Raw genomic sequence first — 17,748 nt, forward strand, 5'->3', positions numbered from 1 at the left:
GATGAGATTTCCCTTTGAGCAATCAAGAAAGACCCCTCAGAGACGATGAGGTAGATAGGTCATGGGTGGAAGCACGGCGACGTGTGGAGCTGAATGATACTAATCGGTCGAGGCTTTGATCTAGAAACGGTTTGAACTTGATGAGTCTTCAGTTTTCAGGGAACAATTCCCTTGTCTGGTGGCGATAGCGAAGCGGCCACACCCGTTCCCATGCCGAACACGGAAGTTAAGCGCTTCAGCGCCGAAAGTAGTTGGGGGTCTCCCCCTGTGAGGATAGGACGTTGCCAGGCAAGATCGTTCCGCAATAGCTCAGTGGTAGAGCAACCGGCTGTTAACCGGTAGGTCGTAGGTTCAAATCCTACTTGCGGAGCCAATAAGGCCCGTTGGTCAAGCGGTTAAGACACCGCCCTTTCACGGCGGTAACACGGGTTCGATTCCCGTACGGGTCACCATTTTGGAGGATTAGCTCAGCTGGGAGAGCACCTGCCTTACAAGCAGGGGGTCGGCGGTTCGATCCCGTCATCCTCCACCATTTTAATTAACCAATCAAACCATATATGCCGGTGTAGCTCAGTTGGTAGAGCATCTGACTTGTAATCAGAGGGTCGAGGGTTCAAATCCTTTCGCCGGCACTCCTTGGGGGGGTAGCGAAGTGGCTAAACGCGGCGGACTGTAAATCCGCTCCCTCGGGTTCGGCGGTTCGAATCCGCCCCCCCCCACCAGGTTTGAGCCATTAGCTCAGTTGGTAGAGCATCTGACTTTTAATCAGAGGGTCGCAGGTTCGAGCCCTGCATGGCTCACCATTTTTTTCGCGGAAGTAGTTCAGTGGTAGAATACGACCTTGCCAAGGTCGGGGTCGCGGGTTCGAATCCCGTCTTCCGCTCCATATTTATTCCCTGTAACGGGGCCTTAGCTCAGCTGGGAGAGCGCCTGCCTTGCACGCAGGAGGTCAGCGGTTCGATCCCGCTAGGCTCCACCACTTGTTTTTTTCTTAAGTTACTTACGACTTAAGTTTTTTTTTGCCTAAATCCATGAAACCATTCACTTAAGAGTACAGAGAAAGGCAGCCTGCCACCATTCAGGCTGCCTTTTTGCATGTTTATTCACCGGCGTGTGAAGTTGAACCACACATTTGGTAGCGTTTACAATGTAGGTATCAATTGCTCAAGGGGGAATGGCTATGCAATGGTCATATATTGAAGTACCACTCCGTTACGGACAGGGGAAACACGGAGTCGATCAAGGTCCAACTAAATTGCGAACACTCGGAATCGAGGCGTTACTGCCAACGGGGACGCTACAACAAAGGATTCGCGTCTTGCCAGAGTCAGAAATTCAAGTGAACGAAGAACATTTAAAGCGCGTAGACGGCGTCTTGTATACGGTCAATGAGCTGGCAGACGTCGTTGCTGCCGATATTGAAGCAAATCGATTCCCGTTGATCGTTGGGGGCGATCACAGCATGGCAATCGGGACACTCGCTGGGCTCGCCAAAACCGGACCGTACGGAGTGATTTGGGTCGATGCCCATGCTGATTTGAATACGGGGGAAACATCACCGTCAGGCAATATTCACGGGATGCCGCTTGCCGCTGCGATGGGACTAGGTGACATTCGATTGACGGAAGTCGGCGGGCGTGAACCAAAGCTTGCCCCAGAACATCTGGTGTACATCGCTTTACGTGATATTGATGAGGGGGAGATGCGAGCGATTAAGCAGCTGGGGATCAAGGTCGTAACGGTCGAAGAAGTTCGAACGCGTGGCGTCGAGATAATCATGGCTGAAACGATTGAGTATTTACGTGACCGTGTCGATCGCTTCTATCTCAGCTTTGATATGGATAGTTTGGATGCTCAACTCGTCCCTGGAACAGGGACACCGGTTGACGGCGGGTTGACGGCAGAAGAAGGAAAAACAATTTTGGCGGAAGCGATGAAAGCCGACGAGTTGATTGCGATTGAAATCGTCGAATTGAATCCTGCACTTGACCAAGAAGATACAACTGCTCAACTCGCCTTCAGTTTATGCGAAACGATTTTGAAATCCAAAGAAAACCTGTTACTGGAAAGCAAAACAGTCTAATAGCCTTACAGTTTCCAAATCCGTTTGCTACAATGGGTTTGGAAACTTTTTTTTGTGTGATGTGAAACCTGATCAGACAACTGAACGTATATTGTATTGACCGCATAGGTTGCGGAGAGGGGAAGTGGATTGATGGAACGGCTGACCACCCGTTTAGTAGACGAATTAAGGTCGGGGAATCACGATTCGTTTGCTGAGCTGGTAGAACTGTACAAGGATGGTGTCTTTGCTGTCGCCTTTAAGATTTTATACGATCGTGGCGAAGCCGAGGATGCTGCCCAAGAGACGTTCATTCGTGCATATACCCGGATTGATACGTATGATCCGCAGTATAAGTTCAAGACATGGTTGTATCGAATCGCCACGAACGTCGCCATCGACCGTCTCCGAAAGCGAAAGCCGGAGTACTCGATGGATGCCGAAATCGCTGGCACGGATGGTCTCACCTATCAAGACCATTTGGCCGATGATGCCCCCCAACCCGACGCCCAAGTCGTTCACCGCGAGATTCGAGGCGAAATGCATGAGGCCATCAAGCAACTGCCGGACAAATATCGTATCCCGTTACTGCTCAAGTACGTGGACGATTTGTCGCTCAAAGAAATTAGCGTCATGATCGATATGCCGGTCGCAACGGTTAAAACAAGGATCTTCCGGGGAAGAGAAATGTTAAAAACAATCTTTCAAAACAGGGAGGGGTTCAATTGACTCCTGAAGAGAAACTGCAACAATACTTGGAAGATGGCATCCTGCCCGAAGAATCTGACGAATTACGTCAATTACTAGAGGACGAAGCCTTATATGAGGCGTACCTTCAGTACGAACGAATAGATGCCGAACTTAAAGCACTTCCACGTCCTAAGCTATCAGACGATTTTACGGCGCGCGTGATGGCGGCCATTCCTGAAGCGAAAACGTCTCCGCTGGCGACATCGGTCGTGCGTCTTGAAGACCGTCCACGGCCACGGAGAAAACCGCATTCGAAACAGATGACTTGGTTCCGGAAGCATCCGGGACTCGTTGCGGCCTTACTATTCTTTAGTTTAATGTCGAGTGCGACACTCGGTTTATGGAATGGGTCTACCGAAACCATGACGTACACGAAAGTACCTGGAATCGTTGTCACAGCGAACGAAGTCATCGTGCCGAAAGACGTCATCGTCGAGCGTGACATTACGGTCCAAGGCGGGGACCTGCGGATCGAGGGTACCGTCAACGGCAATGCGACAGCTGTGCACGGCCGAGCCTATTTGGCCAGTGCGGGTGAAGTGACCGGAGAGCTCGAACAAATCGACCGGATTTTTGAGTGGATTTGGTACTCTATCAAGCAAATACTTTAAGAGAGGCGCCTCAGGGCGTCTTTTTTCATTCGTTTCAATCTGGTTTCGTTTTGTCATCTAACGATGCGTCGTTTGGGAAATATGATATAATAAAACTTGCACGAATTGGCTAGGTAGTTGAGGAGGGGAGCATTTGCCGCTACTTGAAAAGGTTTCAATCTTATCATTTTTCAGTCTTTCAGAGAACGTACATTGGTACGATTATTTGAATGACGTTTTAGATATTGTCGTCGTCACGTACGTCATCTATAAATTGATGATGATCGTCCGTGGGACAAAAGCGGTCCAACTGATAAAAGGAATTTCAATCATCCTCGTCAGCTGGTTCCTCAGCGGATTCTTTGGTTTGAAGACGTTACAGTTCTTGCTGAACCAAGTGATCACGTATGGTTTGCTTGGGATCATCATCATCTTCCAACCAGAACTTCGACGCGGGCTCGAGCACTTAGGGCGAACGAGCAATTTGTTCGGTCGTACGAGCACAAGCGATGAGGACAAGCAACGACAAATGATCGAAGCGATTGTCAGTTCGGCACAGTACATGTCGAAACGTCGAATTGGGGCATTGATCGCGATTGAACGAGATACCGGGTTGAACGAATACGTTGAAACCGGTATCCGGATGGACTCGCACATCACGTCACAACTGATCATCAATTTATTTATTCCGAATACACCGCTTCACGATGGGGCGATGATTATCCAAGACGGGAAAATTGCAGCGGCGGCTTGTTATTTACCGCTCTCGGAAAGCCCGCACATCGATAAGGCGCTCGGGACGAGACACCGGGCCGCAATCGGGGTCAGTGAAGTGACCGATAGCGTGACGCTCACCGTTTCAGAAGAGACGGGTGCGGTATCTTTAGCAATTGCTGGACGTTTATACCGCGAGCTAGACGAGGAGGCACTTCGCAACAAGTTGATCCAAGAACTTGTTATTGAAGAAAAAGAGACGACACTCTCGTTCTTTAATAAAAAAGGGGGGGACAAGTAAGTGATTGATCAGTGGTTACAACATAAATGGTTTCTCCGCATCATCGCACTTGCTTTAGCCATCCTTCTTTATTTTATGGTCGCCGAGACGAGCTCGTCGACCAATTCAACAAATGCATTGCCGATTGTCGGGCAAAGCTCGATGTCGCTTGACGTTCCTGTCGAAGTATTCTTCGATGAAGTACAATACGTCGCGTACAACGTTCCGGAAGAGATGAACGTTGAGCTGCAAGGTCCATCGAGTAGTTTGACGATGACAAAATTGGTGAAAGATTATCAAGTGTTCGTCGATTTAACGAACCTCGGTACTGGGTTCCATCGTGTCCCGGTGGAAGCACGAGGTTTCGGAGGTGACGTCAACGTAAAGCTTGAGCGGGACACTGTTGAAATTTACATCGATCGCAAACAGACAGTTGAAGTGCCCGTTTCGGTCAACTTGTTAAATAAAGACCAGTTGCCGGAAGGGTATGTGGTCGGAGAAGCGGAAATCGAGCCGGCGACTGTAAAAGTTTCTGGTGGCGAAAGCCGGATTCAAAACGTAAAAGAAATCACCTTGAACGTCGATGTGGCGAATCAAACCCAGACGTTCACGCGCGAGGTGCCGCCGACGATTTTAGATGCGAACGGAAACCCGCTTAACGTGACGGTCGAACCGAACATCATCAACGTCACCGTTCCTGTCTATGAACAAAGTGCCGTGTTCCCGATTGAAGCTGTCACGACCGGAGAAGTTGCCGATAATTTCAGGCTCGTTGACACGTTGCTAGAGGAAACAGAAGTCCGTGTTTTCGCACCGCGCGAAGTGCTCGATGCACTAGACCGTGTTGAGACCGAGCCGATTGACCTTGATGGCGTCGATCAGACGGGGAAGGTGACAGCGAAGCTTGCCCTGCCGGAAGGCGCATCATCGCTCGCTGCCGAGCAAGTTGAAGTCCAGCTACTCGTCCGAGCGGATGATCAGACGCGAGATGATACCGGGGAATTGACGGAACGCGTCCGTTTAACCGTGCCTGTCACGGTCAGAGGCTATGATCGGACGAACTATACGCTTCAAGCACCGGAAGTCGTCAGCGTCACATTGTCAGGTAAACGATCACTTCTTGAGAGCGTGACGTCGAACAGCATCAGTGTGACACTAGATTTGACCGGTCTGCCGAGTGGTTTGCATGGGGTCGATGTAGACTATGAAGTACCGAAAGGCGCGACGGTCGTCTCGCCGAAAACAATCGACGTCGAGTTAACGAGCGTCGAAGACCAAACCGAAACGTCTTCGCTTCAATGAGACGTTCAATCATACAAAAGTGAGGAAACGAATATATGGGTAAATATTTTGGAACAGATGGGGTCCGCGGTGTCGCGAACTCAGAATTGACAGCAGAACTAGCTTATCGTTTAGGACGCATTGGTGGTTACGTGTTATCGAAGCATTTGCCAGCCGGTGAACAGCCGAAAGTATTGATCGGGCGTGACACACGCATTTCAGGTCATATGCTCGAAGGCGCACTGATCGCAGGTCTTTTGTCAATCGGAGCGGAAGTGATGCGTCTCGGCGTCATCTCGACACCAGGTGTGGCTTACTTGACGAAGTCGCTTGACGCGACAGCAGGTGTCATGATCTCAGCTTCACATAACCCGGTCGCCGACAACGGCATCAAATTCTTCGGTAGCGACGGTTTCAAGCTCGATGATGCGACCGAAGCAGAGATCGAAACGATTCTCGACGCAGCGGAAGATACACTCCCGCGTCCGACAGGGAAAGATCTCGGATTCGTCTCGGACTATTATGAAGGGGCACAAAAGTACCTTCAACTCTTGAAACAGACGGTTGATGAGGACCTCGATGGTCTCCATATCGCCCTCGACTGTGCACATGGCGCGACGAGCGGCCTTGCGGCTCGCTTGTTTGCTGACCTTGAAGCGAACGTCTCGACAATCGGGAACTCGCCGAACGGGTTGAACATTAACGAAGGCGTCGGCTCGACACATCCGGAGCACTTGGCACAATTCGTTCGCGAAAAGGGAGCGGACATGGGCCTTGCGTTTGACGGAGACGGAGACCGCTTGATCGCAATCGATGAAAACGGCGACATCGTCGACGGCGATAAAATCATGTACATTTGTGGAAAATACTTGAGCGAAAAAGGTCGCTTGAAAGACAATACGATTGTTGCGACAGTCATGAGTAACCTTGGCTTCCACAAAGCAGTCGAAGACGCAGGTATGACGGCTCTTCAAACAGCTGTCGGTGACCGTTACGTCGTCGAAGAGATGAAGAAGCATAACTACACGCTCGGTGGCGAGCAGTCGGGTCATCTCATCTTCCTCGATTACTCGACGACGGGCGACGGTATGCTCTCGGGTGTCCAACTCGCACAAATCGTGAAGACGACAGGACGCAAGCTGTCTGAACTAGCTGCGGAAATGCCGGTCTATCCGCAAACGCTCGTCAACATTCGCGTCACGAATAAACAGGATGCGATGACAGGGGAACGTGTGCTCACAACGATTCAAGAAGCGGAAGCTGAAATGAACGGAAACGGGCGCATCCTCGTCCGTGCATCAGGTACAGAACCACTCGTTCGAGTGATGGCTGAAGCGCCGACGAAGGAAGATTGCGACCGTTACGTCGAACAAATCGCTCAAGTCGTCCGTGAAGATTACGGTGTTGAAGGATAATTTTGTCGAAACAGGGAATAACACAAGGGAATCCAATTTTGGGTTCCCTTTTTGTTTCCGTTTTGTCACTGTGAAATCATCTGATTTTCTTGACGGATGGGGGTGTGATTTGTACTATTAAGAGCGTGACCTTAGAAACGGAGGGGCACAAAGTACGAGAAAGCGCCAGAACTCTTTATGAGTTGACGAGGTTGGAGGTTATCGAGATTTCGGCGGATGCCTCCTAGTCGCCTGTCACGACTAAAAGCAATCCCTCAAAACGTCCGGGTGACCGGACGGCCAAAGGGGAGCGCGTTGACAGCTCTTTGAAAAAGCCCGTTTCCTTTTTCGAGAAATCGAATATAGAGGAGATTTTTGTATGTGTGGAATTGTAGGAATGATTGGGAATACCGGAGCGAAGGAAATCCTTCTCAAAGGTTTAGAGAAACTCGAGTACCGCGGTTATGACTCGGCAGGTCTTGCGTTGATGCACGATAACGTCAACGTTCATAAAGAAGTCGGTCGCATCGCTGCGCTACGCGAAGTCGTCCCAGCAGAAGTAGACGGATTGATTGGAATCGGCCACACACGTTGGGCGACACACGGGGTACCGAGCGTACCGAACGCCCACCCGCACCAAAGCACGACAGGCCGCTTCACGCTCGTCCACAACGGCGTCATCGAGAACGACGAGCAGATCAAGGCGACGCTCGACGCACCGTTCCTCTCAGAGACGGACACGGAAGTCATCGTCCAGTTGATGGAGAAGAACTTCGTCGAACTCGGCGACGTTGAAGCGGCGTTCCGTAAGACGCTCTCAGAGCTCCACGGCTCGTACGCGATCGCGATGATCGACTCAGAGGACCGCGAACGCCTCTATATCGGTAAGAACAAGTCGCCGCTCCTCGTCGGACTTGGTGATGGCACGTTCAACGTCGTCGCGTCGGACGCGATGGCGATGCTCCAAGTGACGGATCAGTACCTCGAGCTCCACGACGGCGAGATCGTCATCTTGACGCGTGAGTCGGCGACGATCAAGACGCTCGACGGTGAAATCCTCGAGCGCGCCCCGTACACGGCCGAGATCGATGCGTCAGACATCGAGAAGGGCACGTACGCGCACTACATGTTGAAGGAGATGGACGAGCAACCGGCCGTCATCCGCAACATTATCCAACACTACCAGAACGACAATGGCGACATCGAGCTCACAGAAGGCGTCCGTTCGCTCGTCTCGGAAGCGGACCGCATCTACATCGTCGCTTGTGGCACGAGTTACCACGCTGGTCTCGTCGGCAGGCAATTGATCGAGCGCGTCGCTGGTGTGCCGACTGAAGTGCACGTCGCTTCAGAATTCGGTTACAACATGCCGCTCCTCACGGAGAAACCATTGTTCCTCTTCATCTCACAATCAGGTGAGACGGCCGACAGCCGTGCCGTCCTCGTCGAAGTGAAGAAGCGCGGCTACAAGGCGCTCACACTCACGAACGTTGCCGGTTCAACGCTGTCGCGTGAAGCGAATGAGACGATGCTCCTCCATGCTGGCCCTGAGATCGCGGTCGCGTCGACGAAAGCGTACACGGCGCAAATCGCCGTGCTCGCGATCCTCGCTTACGACATCGCTCGTGCGAACGGGAAGAAGCTTCCGTTCGACCTCATGACGGAACTCGCTCGCATCGCGACGATCATGGATTCGGTCATGGCTCAAAAAGAGATTTTCGAACAGCTTGCTGACAAGTTCTTGAAAGAATCACGTAACGCGTTCTTCCTCGGTCGTGGGATGGACTCATACGTTGGTCTTGAAGGCGCGCTCAAGCTTAAAGAGATCTCGTATATCCAAGCGGAAGGCTACCCAGGCGGTGAGCTCAAGCACGGACCGATCGCGTTGATCGAAGACGGCACACCGGTCATCACGCTCGTCTCGCAACCGAACACGCACCTCAACATCCGTGGAAACATCAAGGAAGTTGTCGCTCGTGGCGCCGTTGCCTGCACGATCTCGATGGAAGGCATGGAACACGAGAGTGATTCATTCGTCTTGCCACGTGTCGAGCCGTTGCTCACACCACTCGTAACAGTACTCCCGCTTCAACTCATCTCATATTACGCTGCACTCGCGCGTGACTGTGATGTCGACAAGCCACGTAACTTGGCGAAGTCAGTAACGGTAGAATAAACAGTGAAGCCAGGATTTTTAAATCCTGGCTTTTTGTGAGGAAAAATACAAAAGAGGATACCTTGCTGTATAATATAACCAGTTGATTCAAAGAAACACAAACATAAACTTTAATTGAAGGAAATGAGGATTTAGCATGATGCAAGAGTTAAAACGTCGCGCGACCGAAGCAACGCGTGGCAAAATGCTTTCGTTGATGATGGGTTCATTTTTGATTGCCGCATTCATGGAGATGCAATTATGGACGGACCCGTACATACAGTTTTCCTGGTTGTCGTTCCTCCCGCTATTGCTCATCGCCTTGACGGCTCCGCTTTCGATTGGATACAAATGGATTGTCTTAGACGTGATCCGCGGACAACAAATTGTGTGGGCTCGTTTAATCGATCCGTTCCGAGAGAATTATTTACGTCACGTTCTAGTCACCGTATTATTGGGGATCTATCAACTTGGATGGTTGTTGTTGTTCATTATTCCTGGAATCGTGAAGTATTTTTCTTACGCGTTTACGTATTTCCTTTTACAAGACGATCCCGAGTTGTCGGCGAATGAAGCCATCACAAAATCCCGGGATATGATGAACGGTCATAAGAAAGAAGCATTATATTTAATTTTTCCATTTTTTATTGTAACTACGATTGGATGGATTGCGCTCATAGTCGTCGAAGTCTTTAATCCGCTGTATTGGATTTTGACGCTCGGGATGCCATGGCTTTATCCTTTCATCGATCGTCGCTTTGCTGTCTTCTACGAAGAAACGAAACGAGAGTATGACGAACAGTGGAACCGATCGGCGTGAAACGCATCGAGACCGGATGGCACTCTCACCGTCATGGTACAATCTTCCTGAAAGAGGGGGAATGCATATGAACATCGGAATCATCGGGGCCGGACTGAGCGGAATTGTTGCAGCACGTGAACTCGTCCGGCAAGGACATACGGTTGAACTGATTGAGAAGAGCCGGAGCGTCGGTGGACGCTTGGCGACCCGACGGATCGGGGCCGGGAAAGCCGATCACGGGGCCGTCTATTTCACCGTACGCGGGGAAGCGCTTAAACAGGCGGTCGCCGATTGGGTCGAGCGGGACTGGGTAAGCGTCTGGTACGCCGACCCGTATCCGCGGTACATCGCCCGTGACGGCATGAACGCGCTCGCCAAACAGTTGGCCGACGGCTTGACCGTCCAATTGAACGAGCGGGTCGAGACGGTCAGTATGGAGAGTGGGACGGTCGTCGTCACGACAGACGTGGCGACGCGCCACTATGACCGTCTCCTCATCACGTCACCGCTCCCACAGACGTTCGAGCTCCTCGCTGACTTATCGAGTCAGGTGGCTGAGTCGTTGCGTGAGCTGACTTACGCCCCGACGTTCGTCGGATTGTTCGAGTTCGCGGGCGACACCCAAATCGGTGCGGACGGGATTATCGACACGGACTTGGCACCTGGTCTGTTGAAAATCATCAACAACCGGCAAAAAGGCATCTCGACGTCAGAACTCGTCAGCGTCTACATGGATGAGGCGTGGAGTGAAGCTTGGTATGAGCGTCCTGCTAAAGACACGCTTCTAGAAATCGAGCGGTTGCTAACAACCGTGACCGGAGACGCACCGATTCAGTCGAGACAGTTGAAGCGGTGGCGCTACGCCCAGGCGACAGACGTCTGGCACGAGCCTTACTATAAATTGAACGACGCACCGATTTACTTGGCGGGCGACGTCTTTCTCGAGCCGGACGACGCTTCAGGGCGGACCCGGTTCGAAAGTGCGTACGTCTCGGGTCTCCGCGTTGCGGCAGCGATGCGGTCCTAAACCTTCTGCGGAAGGTTTTTTTGATCACGACGATACGATTTTGAGAAAGGAGGCGTTGATTACGTGAATCGGGTGAGTCTGAAACCATTGCGCATACAGGACGAAACCGCACTGTACACGTTTGAATGTGAGAATCGCCCCTATTTCGAGCGATACGTTCCAAGCCGTGGAGACACGTACTATGAACCTGAAGCATTTCGTCAGAAGTTGGAACGTTTGTTGGCCGAACAAGTGAACGGGGATGGATATTATTATTTGATTTGGCATGGTGAGTCCATCGTGGGGCGTCTCAACGTCCATCATGTCAATTTCGAGACCGGGGAAATCGGCTATCGAATTGGTGGGGACTATGTAGGTCGTGGATATGCCACCGCAGCCCTTCAGCAATTACTTACGCTTAACCTTCCTCGATTCACACGATTGACTGCCAAGACGATGACAGATAATAAGGCGTCCCAACACGTCTTGATGCGTTCTGGCTTTTCTCGTGAAGATGAAATACATCAGATGGAATGGGAAGGACGATTCTTATCTTTTTACATATACGTTTACGAAATGGACAGATGAAGCGCCTACTTCATCGGTCTTTTTATTTGACCTCGTCTAGTTTAGGGCATAAACTATCTTTAACTAGTTTAGGGGGTAAACCAAAATGAAAGAATTGATGCGGGAGGCCGTCCAACTATTTGAAGAAGTCATGTTCCAAGGAGCGGAACATGTCATTGAGGCGATGGAAGGCGACGTCTGGCGGGAGTATTCGCGTGAACAGCTCCAACTATTAAAACTGCTCGAACAGTTCGGCCCGATTCAAGCGGGTCAGTTGGCGATGAAACAAGGTGTGCATAAAAGCGCCGTTTCAAACCGTTTAAAAAAACTCGTTGAGAAACAGCTCGTCGTCAGTCGGCGCGGGCAAGACCAACGCGAACGGTTGATCGAACTGACAGCGGCGGGACAACACGTCGTCGAACAGGCAGATACGGCCGTCTACCATTATGTCGAGTCACTACTCGACGGGAAAATAGATGAGGCAGAGATCGAACAGTTCGTCCGGACGTTCCGGAAAATCAAAGAGCTGCTTCGAATTGGGGAGGAATAACACGTGCGCAAAATTATTCAATGGCGCTTCGGCATCTTGATCGGTCTCGTCGTGTTGACGGCGGCCTTGTTCGTCGCGGCACCAAACTTGACCGAGCAGGCAGAACAGGCGGGAAGTTTCCAACTGTCTGAAGACATGGACTCGCAACGCGCGCAAGATATTTTAAACGCTGCGGGCAAGAGCGATAAGACGATTTCGCTCGTCTATGAGTTTGAAGCGCTCGGAGACGCTGAACGGGCCGATATTGCCCGGGTAATCGATGAGCTGGAACAAAATGATACGGTCGTCAAAGATGTGCTCGATCCGTTCGAGAACGCCGAGACGGAGGCACAACTCGTCTCGGAAGATGAACGTATCGTCCTCGTCCCGATCACGGTCGAAGGATCGATAGAGGACATCAACGCTTTCGCGGACGATGTCCGTGAGAACATCCTCCCGACAGACGAGACCGTCTACATCACAGGTGAAGAAATCATCAACAACGATGTGAACTTGAGTGCGCAGGAAGGGTTGAAGAAGACCGAGATCATCACGGTCGTGTTGATCTTCGGACTGCTCTTGCTCGTGTTCCGTTCAATCGTGACCCCGTTTATTCCGTTGATCGCGGTCGGGTTCACCTATCTCCTCAGCCAATCGTTCGTCGCGTTCTTCGTCGACTGGTTCGGTTTCCCGGTCTCGAACTACACACAAATTTTCCTCGTGGCGATTTTGTTCGGGATTGGGACCGACTACTGCATCCTGCTGCTTAGCCGGTATAAAGAAGAACTCAGTGCCGGGCACGCGATCGAGGACGCCATCGTCAACACGTATAAGACGGCTGGACGGACGGTGCTCATTAGTGGTCTCGCCGTATTCGTCGGCTTCGCCGCGATCGGATTTGCCGATTTCCCGATCTTCAAGTCGGCCGTCGCGGTCGCGGTCGGGATTGCCGTCTTGTTGCTTATCTTGTTCACGGTTGTGCCGTTCTTTATGGCGACGCTCAAGAATCGCTTGTTCTGGCCGTCGAAAAAAGCAGGCGAGCATCACGACAGCAAGCTGTGGGCCGGATTCAGCCGCATCTCGGTCAATCGTCCGTTCGTCTCAATCCTTGTCGTCGCACTGATCACCGTGCCGGTGTTGTTCACGTACGACGATGCCCGGTCGTTCAATACGGTCGATGAGATCGGTGACGATTACGACTCGGTGCGCGGTCTCAATTTGATCTCGGAAGGGTTCGGACAAGGTGAATCGCTCCCGGTTCAAATTATCTTGAAGCAAGAGTCGGAACTGACCGAGTCGGATATTCCGTACATCGAGAAGTTCGCGAGCGAATTAGAAAAAGTCGATGGTGTGAGCGGTGTCCGTTCGATCACACGTCCGACCGGTGACGTCATCGATGATTTTTATGTCGATACGCAACTCGAACAAGTGAGTTCAGGGCTTGCCGAGGCAGAGACCGGTCTCGGTGACGTGCAAGACGGACTCTCTCAAGTCGAAGCCGGTCTTCAAGCGGTCGTCGGTCAACTGCCGGCTGGCACGACGAACGCCGGGGCGCCGCTCGTAGAAGCGGCGACAGGACTCGGCCAACTGAACGCCCAACTCGGTTTGATCGGACAAGGCCTTGCGGCGACGCAAAACATCCCGGCGACCGTGGCGCAACTGCAACAAGTGTCTGGTGGTCTCAGTCAGATCGAGGCGGGTATCAATGAAGCAGCGTCTGTGTTGACGGCGCAAGGTGCGCAAGTCGGTGAGCTCGGATCGGGACTCGGCCAACTCGCGACTGGTGTCGGTGAAGCGAACGCTGGGCTCGCGCAAATCGAAACCGGTCTTGGCGACGCGGTGGCGTTCCTCTCGGCACTCAGTGAAGCGGACAGCCTGCGTGATACGGGCGTCTATTTACCGGAAGGAACGCTCACGTCAGACGAGTTTGCCCCGGCCGTCGAACGTTACGTGTTCGACGAGGGGACGGCGACACAACTCGAGGTCATCCTTGATATGGACCCGTACTCGCCGGAAGCAATCGATACGGTCGAAACGTTGAAACAGACGATGGAACGTGTCGTCACGGACACCCCATTTGATAACGCGACCATCGGTTACGCCGGGATTTCAAGCATTAACAGCGATTTAAACGAGACATCGACAAACGACTTCAATCGGACCGTCGCCATCATGCTCGTGACGCTGTTCGTCGTTTTGACGGTACTATTCCGTTCGATGATCATGCCACTCTATATGATCGGGTCACTGTTGCTCACGTACTACACGTCAGCGGCGATAACGGAGCTCATCTTCGTTGAAGGGCTCGGTTATGACGGCATCAGCTGGGCCGTACCGTTCTTCGGGTTCGTCATGTTGATCGCGCTCGGCATCGACTACTCGATCTTCCTACTCGATCGGTTCCGTGAAGAATCGATTAACGGGATGACGGTGCGTGACGCCCTCGTCCACGCCATGACGAAGATGGGTACGGTCATCATGACGGCGGCCGTCATCCTCGCCGGGACGTTCGGGGCGATGATTCCGTCTGGTGTACTCAGCCTCGTCCAGATCGCGACAATCGTCATCACCGGTCTGTTGTTGTACGGGTTGATCGTGCTGCCACTTCTCATCCCGGCGATCACCGTATCGTTCGGAGATGGTGTCTGGTGGCCGTTCAAACGAAAGAATAAATGACTGAACAAGACGTCATTCAATTAAACTGTCCCTCAATTGTTAAGTACAAATGACAATTTGAGGGACAGTTTTTATTTGTTTAGTCAATGTAATAAAAATAGCGAAAAACAAACTTCATATTGGAAAAAATGCACCGAAGTATAGTGTAGATCTCTATTCTACTGAAAGAAGGCAACAATCATGGTGAATCATTTTGAAAAAATAAGTTCGTTGTTAGTATCTCGTATGTTGATCGTTTTATTTTTCCTCTCTTATCCGATTATGGGTGTTTTGTACTGGATCGGGGAGCTCGCCGGACAAGACGCAGTCAGTTTTATTGTGGTGGGGAGTGTCATTCAAATTGGATCATGGCTCGGCCATCGCTTCTATGTAGAGCATGCTTGGTTGAAGTATGGGCTCGTCACATTGATGTACATTTCGGCTTCAGCGATTATCTTGACGCTACCAGGTGCGGCGATTCAAAATGTCGTCTTTCTTTACATCGTATTGACGTTGATCTACTTGAATCGGCATCTTGTACTGTACGGTAGCATGCTCGCGCTGATCGTCTCGGTCGTAGCTGTGTTAACCGGGCGCTTTTCATTTGCAACGCCGCTCGACCTCGTCATTTGGTTCACGGTGCTCACAATGGCTTTGTCTGGCGCGTACTTTGTGTCGTTCTTTGGCGCAAAGTTGTTGCATGAGACGTTCGCGCAGCAAGAGAAAGCAGAACAACATGCAGGGGAAATCGAGCTGACAATGGCGAAAACGACAGCGAGTGCGACTACGCTTCACGGAGCTGTCTTCACGATGAATGATTCAGTCGAGTCAGTCACAAATGCTTCAGAACAGGTGACGGAACAAATCGGTTCGATGACGAAACGGACATCTGAACAGGCAGGTCTTATTCAAACTGTCGCTTCACAAATCCATTCAACTGTACAGGCGTTTGAACGAATGCAGCAGCAGCTCCAGGAGACAACGTCTCAAGTAAGTGGCGTCTTGCAGGACGCTCACGTCTCGCATGAAAACATGGACTCGACAGAACGGTCGCTCGCTGAACTGAACTTAAGTATCGGTGAAGTCAATCATGCGTTTAAAGGGTTGGCGGAGCGCTTCCAAGAAGTACGGACCATCACGGGGACGATTCAGCAGATTTCATCTCAGACGAACCTCCTGTCGCTCAATGCTTCAATTGAAGCGGCGCGAGCGGGTGAGCACGGGAAAGGGTTTGCCGTCGTTGCGTCCGAGATTCGAAATTTGTCGGATCAAACCGCCCAAGCCTCATCTCAAATCAATGATATTATCCAACTCGTCATGCAAGAGGTACAAGTGACGGAACGGGCAATCGATGGCAGTACAGAACGTTTGTCGACGCAGGAAGAACAAGTCCGTAAGAGCGGGACGTCGATTCTCTCCATGATTCAAACGACAGGGACGGTAGCGAGCACGGTGGATGAGACATCGACCCAGCTCCAAGTCGTCGCATCAGAACTGAACAAAGTCCATCAAGTGACGGGCCAAATGTCAGCACTGATGACAGCTCTCGAAGAGAACGGTCAAGACGTGCATGTGTTGACGACGTCGCAGCAACAGGCGTTGGCTTCGTTAAAGGATCAAATTGCAGAATTGAACGAGATTGCGAACGAACTCGTCTAAATGATGGACACGCCTTGAAAATAGGCGTGTCCATTTGCGTATACATCTCTTCTAAAACGGGAAAAGTTTTGCGTCAGTCCTAAAATGAGGAGGAACGATCAATGGAAATTACGATCACAGCTATTTTAAAGGCTCACCCGGGCAAAGAGAGTGAGTTGCGTCAAGCACTCGATCAGGTCATCCCGCCGTCGCGGCAGGAAGAAGGGTGCATCACCTACGTGTTACACGAGTCGATCGATGCGCCGGGTACGTTCGTGTTCTATGAAAAGTATCGGGACGAGACGGCGCTCGACCATCATATCAACTCAGCCCACTACCAAGCGTATCGGCAAGCTGCCGAGACGTTACTCGCTGTCCGTGACGTGTACCGTTTGCAAGAGGTCTGAAAGGAGACAGTCCGATGATCACGCAACCGATTATTCCGTGTATTTGGTTCGAGCAAGACGTCGAAGCGATTGCCGATTGGTACGCCTCGATATTTCCGGATTCATTCGTCGACTATACGACGAAACTTATCGACACTCCGCCTGGTGAGACGACGGTCGTCACGGTCTCACTCTTTGGTCAGTTCTTTCAACTGCTCGGTGCCGGTAACTTGAAGGAGCGGAATCCGTCCTTCTCCTATATGGTCTCGCTCCCGACGTCAGAAGAAGTCGATACGCTGTGGGACAAGTTATCAGACGGTGCTGACGTGCTCACGCCGCTCGACACGTACGACTTTAGTGAACGTTACGGCTGGTTGAAAGACAAGCACGGCGTCTCTTGGCAAATCATGCACAACGGTGGCATGGACATCCAGACGGTGACGCCGTGTCTGTTATTCGTCGGTGAGGCGTTCGGCCGGGCCGAGGCGGCGATGGACGATTGGGTCACAGTGTTCCCGGACTCGTACGTACTCGACGATCAGCTGATCCGTTACGATAAAGACGATGGCCCAGAATTAGAAGGGAAGTTGAACTACGCCCGTTTCGTCTTATCTGGACGTGAGTTCGTCGTCATGGACAGTGCCGAGCATCACCAGTTCGCTTTCAACGAGATGCAGTCGCTGATCGCGTTTTGTGAGACACAAGACCAAATCGATGCGTATTGGGATGAACTATCGTCCGTACCTGAAGCCGAACAATGCGGTTGGCTACAGGACCGCTACGGCGTCTCTTGGCAAATCGTGCCGTGGGAGATGGAAGAGATGCTGACGACCGGTACGCCGGAACAGTTGGCGCGGGTAACGGCAGCGTTCTTGCCGATGAAGAAGATCGATCTGGCCGAGTTGCGGAAAGTATATTGAAACGAATCATGCCGCCCTT

General features: G+C 51.6%; 15 protein-coding genes, 8 tRNA genes and 2 rRNA genes. All 25 read left to right on the top strand.

Annotation, left to right across the window (positions count from 1 at the left end; genetic code table 11):
- A 23S ribosomal RNA gene (locus EVJ22_RS08075) occupies positions 1-123 on the top strand; the annotation flags it as partial.
- 51 nt (positions 124-174) lie between these two features.
- Positions 175-290 (top strand): 5S ribosomal RNA (rrf, locus tag EVJ22_RS08080).
- A gap of 8 nt (positions 291-298) precedes the next feature.
- Positions 299-373 (top strand) — tRNA-Asn (locus EVJ22_RS08085).
- A gap of 4 nt (positions 374-377) precedes the next feature.
- Positions 378-452 (top strand) — tRNA-Glu (locus EVJ22_RS08090).
- A 4-nt stretch (positions 453-456) separates the two neighbouring features.
- Positions 457-532, top strand: a tRNA-Val gene (locus tag EVJ22_RS08095).
- A gap of 27 nt (positions 533-559) precedes the next feature.
- Positions 560-632: transfer RNA gene (locus EVJ22_RS08100), tRNA-Thr, on the top strand.
- A gap of 6 nt (positions 633-638) precedes the next feature.
- A tRNA-Tyr gene (locus EVJ22_RS08105) sits at positions 639-722 on the top strand.
- A gap of 5 nt (positions 723-727) precedes the next feature.
- A tRNA-Lys gene (locus EVJ22_RS08110) sits at positions 728-803 on the top strand.
- Positions 804-811: 8 nt separating this feature from the next.
- Positions 812-886: transfer RNA gene (locus EVJ22_RS08115), tRNA-Gly, on the top strand.
- 17 nt (positions 887-903) lie between these two features.
- Positions 904-979, top strand: a tRNA-Ala gene (locus tag EVJ22_RS08120).
- 201 nt (positions 980-1,180) lie between these two features.
- Positions 1,181-2,083 (top strand): arginase, encoded by a 903-nt coding sequence (gene rocF / locus EVJ22_RS08125; protein WP_084813002.1) that lies wholly within the window; start codon positions 1,181-1,183, stop codon positions 2,081-2,083.
- A 132-nt stretch (positions 2,084-2,215) separates the two neighbouring features.
- Positions 2,216-2,791, top strand: coding sequence for an RNA polymerase sigma factor SigW (gene sigW / locus EVJ22_RS08130; RefSeq protein WP_016508869.1), 576 nt, complete (start codon positions 2,216-2,218; stop codon positions 2,789-2,791).
- Positions 2,788-3,423, top strand: coding sequence for a polymer-forming cytoskeletal protein (locus EVJ22_RS08135; protein WP_131443673.1), 636 nt, complete (start codon positions 2,788-2,790; stop codon positions 3,421-3,423). The genes sigW and EVJ22_RS08135 overlap by 4 nt, the downstream gene beginning before the upstream one ends.
- Before the next feature lie 133 nt (positions 3,424-3,556).
- Entirely contained in the window at positions 3,557-4,417 is an 861-nt protein-coding gene (gene cdaA, locus EVJ22_RS08140; RefSeq protein WP_016508862.1) for a diadenylate cyclase CdaA, read from the top strand.
- The gene (locus EVJ22_RS08145) at positions 4,418-5,698 is read left to right on the top strand and encodes a CdaR family protein (RefSeq protein WP_071398581.1); all 1,281 of its coding nucleotides are present in this window, start codon (positions 4,418-4,420) and stop codon (positions 5,696-5,698) included. It begins immediately after the preceding gene.
- A gap of 35 nt (positions 5,699-5,733) precedes the next feature.
- The gene (gene glmM, locus EVJ22_RS08150; protein ID WP_071398580.1) at positions 5,734-7,092 is read left to right on the top strand and encodes a phosphoglucosamine mutase; all 1,359 of its coding nucleotides are present in this window, start codon (positions 5,734-5,736) and stop codon (positions 7,090-7,092) included.
- 358 nt (positions 7,093-7,450) lie between these two features.
- On the top strand, positions 7,451-9,247 hold the full coding sequence (gene glmS, locus EVJ22_RS08155) for a glutamine--fructose-6-phosphate transaminase (isomerizing) (protein ID WP_131443674.1): 1,797 nt from the start codon (positions 7,451-7,453) through the stop codon (positions 9,245-9,247).
- A gap of 136 nt (positions 9,248-9,383) precedes the next feature.
- Positions 9,384-10,046, top strand: a complete 663-nt coding sequence (locus tag EVJ22_RS08160) for a DUF975 family protein (protein ID WP_131443675.1) — start codon at positions 9,384-9,386, stop codon at positions 10,044-10,046.
- Between the two features lie 67 nt (positions 10,047-10,113).
- Complete coding sequence (locus EVJ22_RS08165; protein ID WP_233589654.1) at positions 10,114-11,055, top strand: NAD(P)/FAD-dependent oxidoreductase; 942 nt, start codon at positions 10,114-10,116, stop codon at positions 11,053-11,055.
- 72 nt (positions 11,056-11,127) lie between these two features.
- Positions 11,128-11,622, top strand: coding sequence for a GNAT family N-acetyltransferase (locus tag EVJ22_RS08170; protein ID WP_158625512.1), 495 nt, complete (start codon positions 11,128-11,130; stop codon positions 11,620-11,622).
- Between the two features lie 85 nt (positions 11,623-11,707).
- Positions 11,708-12,151, top strand: coding sequence for a MarR family winged helix-turn-helix transcriptional regulator (locus EVJ22_RS08175; protein WP_071398576.1), 444 nt, complete (start codon positions 11,708-11,710; stop codon positions 12,149-12,151).
- Positions 12,152-12,154: 3 nt separating this feature from the next.
- Positions 12,155-14,806, top strand: a complete 2,652-nt coding sequence (locus EVJ22_RS08180; protein WP_131443677.1) for an MMPL family transporter — start codon at positions 12,155-12,157, stop codon at positions 14,804-14,806.
- A 210-nt stretch (positions 14,807-15,016) separates the two neighbouring features.
- Positions 15,017-16,444, top strand: a complete 1,428-nt coding sequence (locus tag EVJ22_RS08185; RefSeq protein WP_158625513.1) for a methyl-accepting chemotaxis protein — start codon at positions 15,017-15,019, stop codon at positions 16,442-16,444.
- Between the two features lie 101 nt (positions 16,445-16,545).
- On the top strand, positions 16,546-16,830 hold the full coding sequence (locus EVJ22_RS08190; RefSeq protein WP_071398573.1) for a putative quinol monooxygenase: 285 nt from the start codon (positions 16,546-16,548) through the stop codon (positions 16,828-16,830).
- A 14-nt stretch (positions 16,831-16,844) separates the two neighbouring features.
- Complete coding sequence (locus EVJ22_RS08195) at positions 16,845-17,729, top strand: VOC family protein (protein WP_071398572.1); 885 nt, start codon at positions 16,845-16,847, stop codon at positions 17,727-17,729.
- The last annotated feature ends 19 nt before the right edge of the window (positions 17,730-17,748 follow it).

The organism is Exiguobacterium sp. SH0S7, from assembly GCF_004337195.1.
Classification (GTDB): Bacteria; Bacillota; Bacilli; order Exiguobacteriales; family Exiguobacteriaceae; genus Exiguobacterium; species Exiguobacterium aurantiacum_A.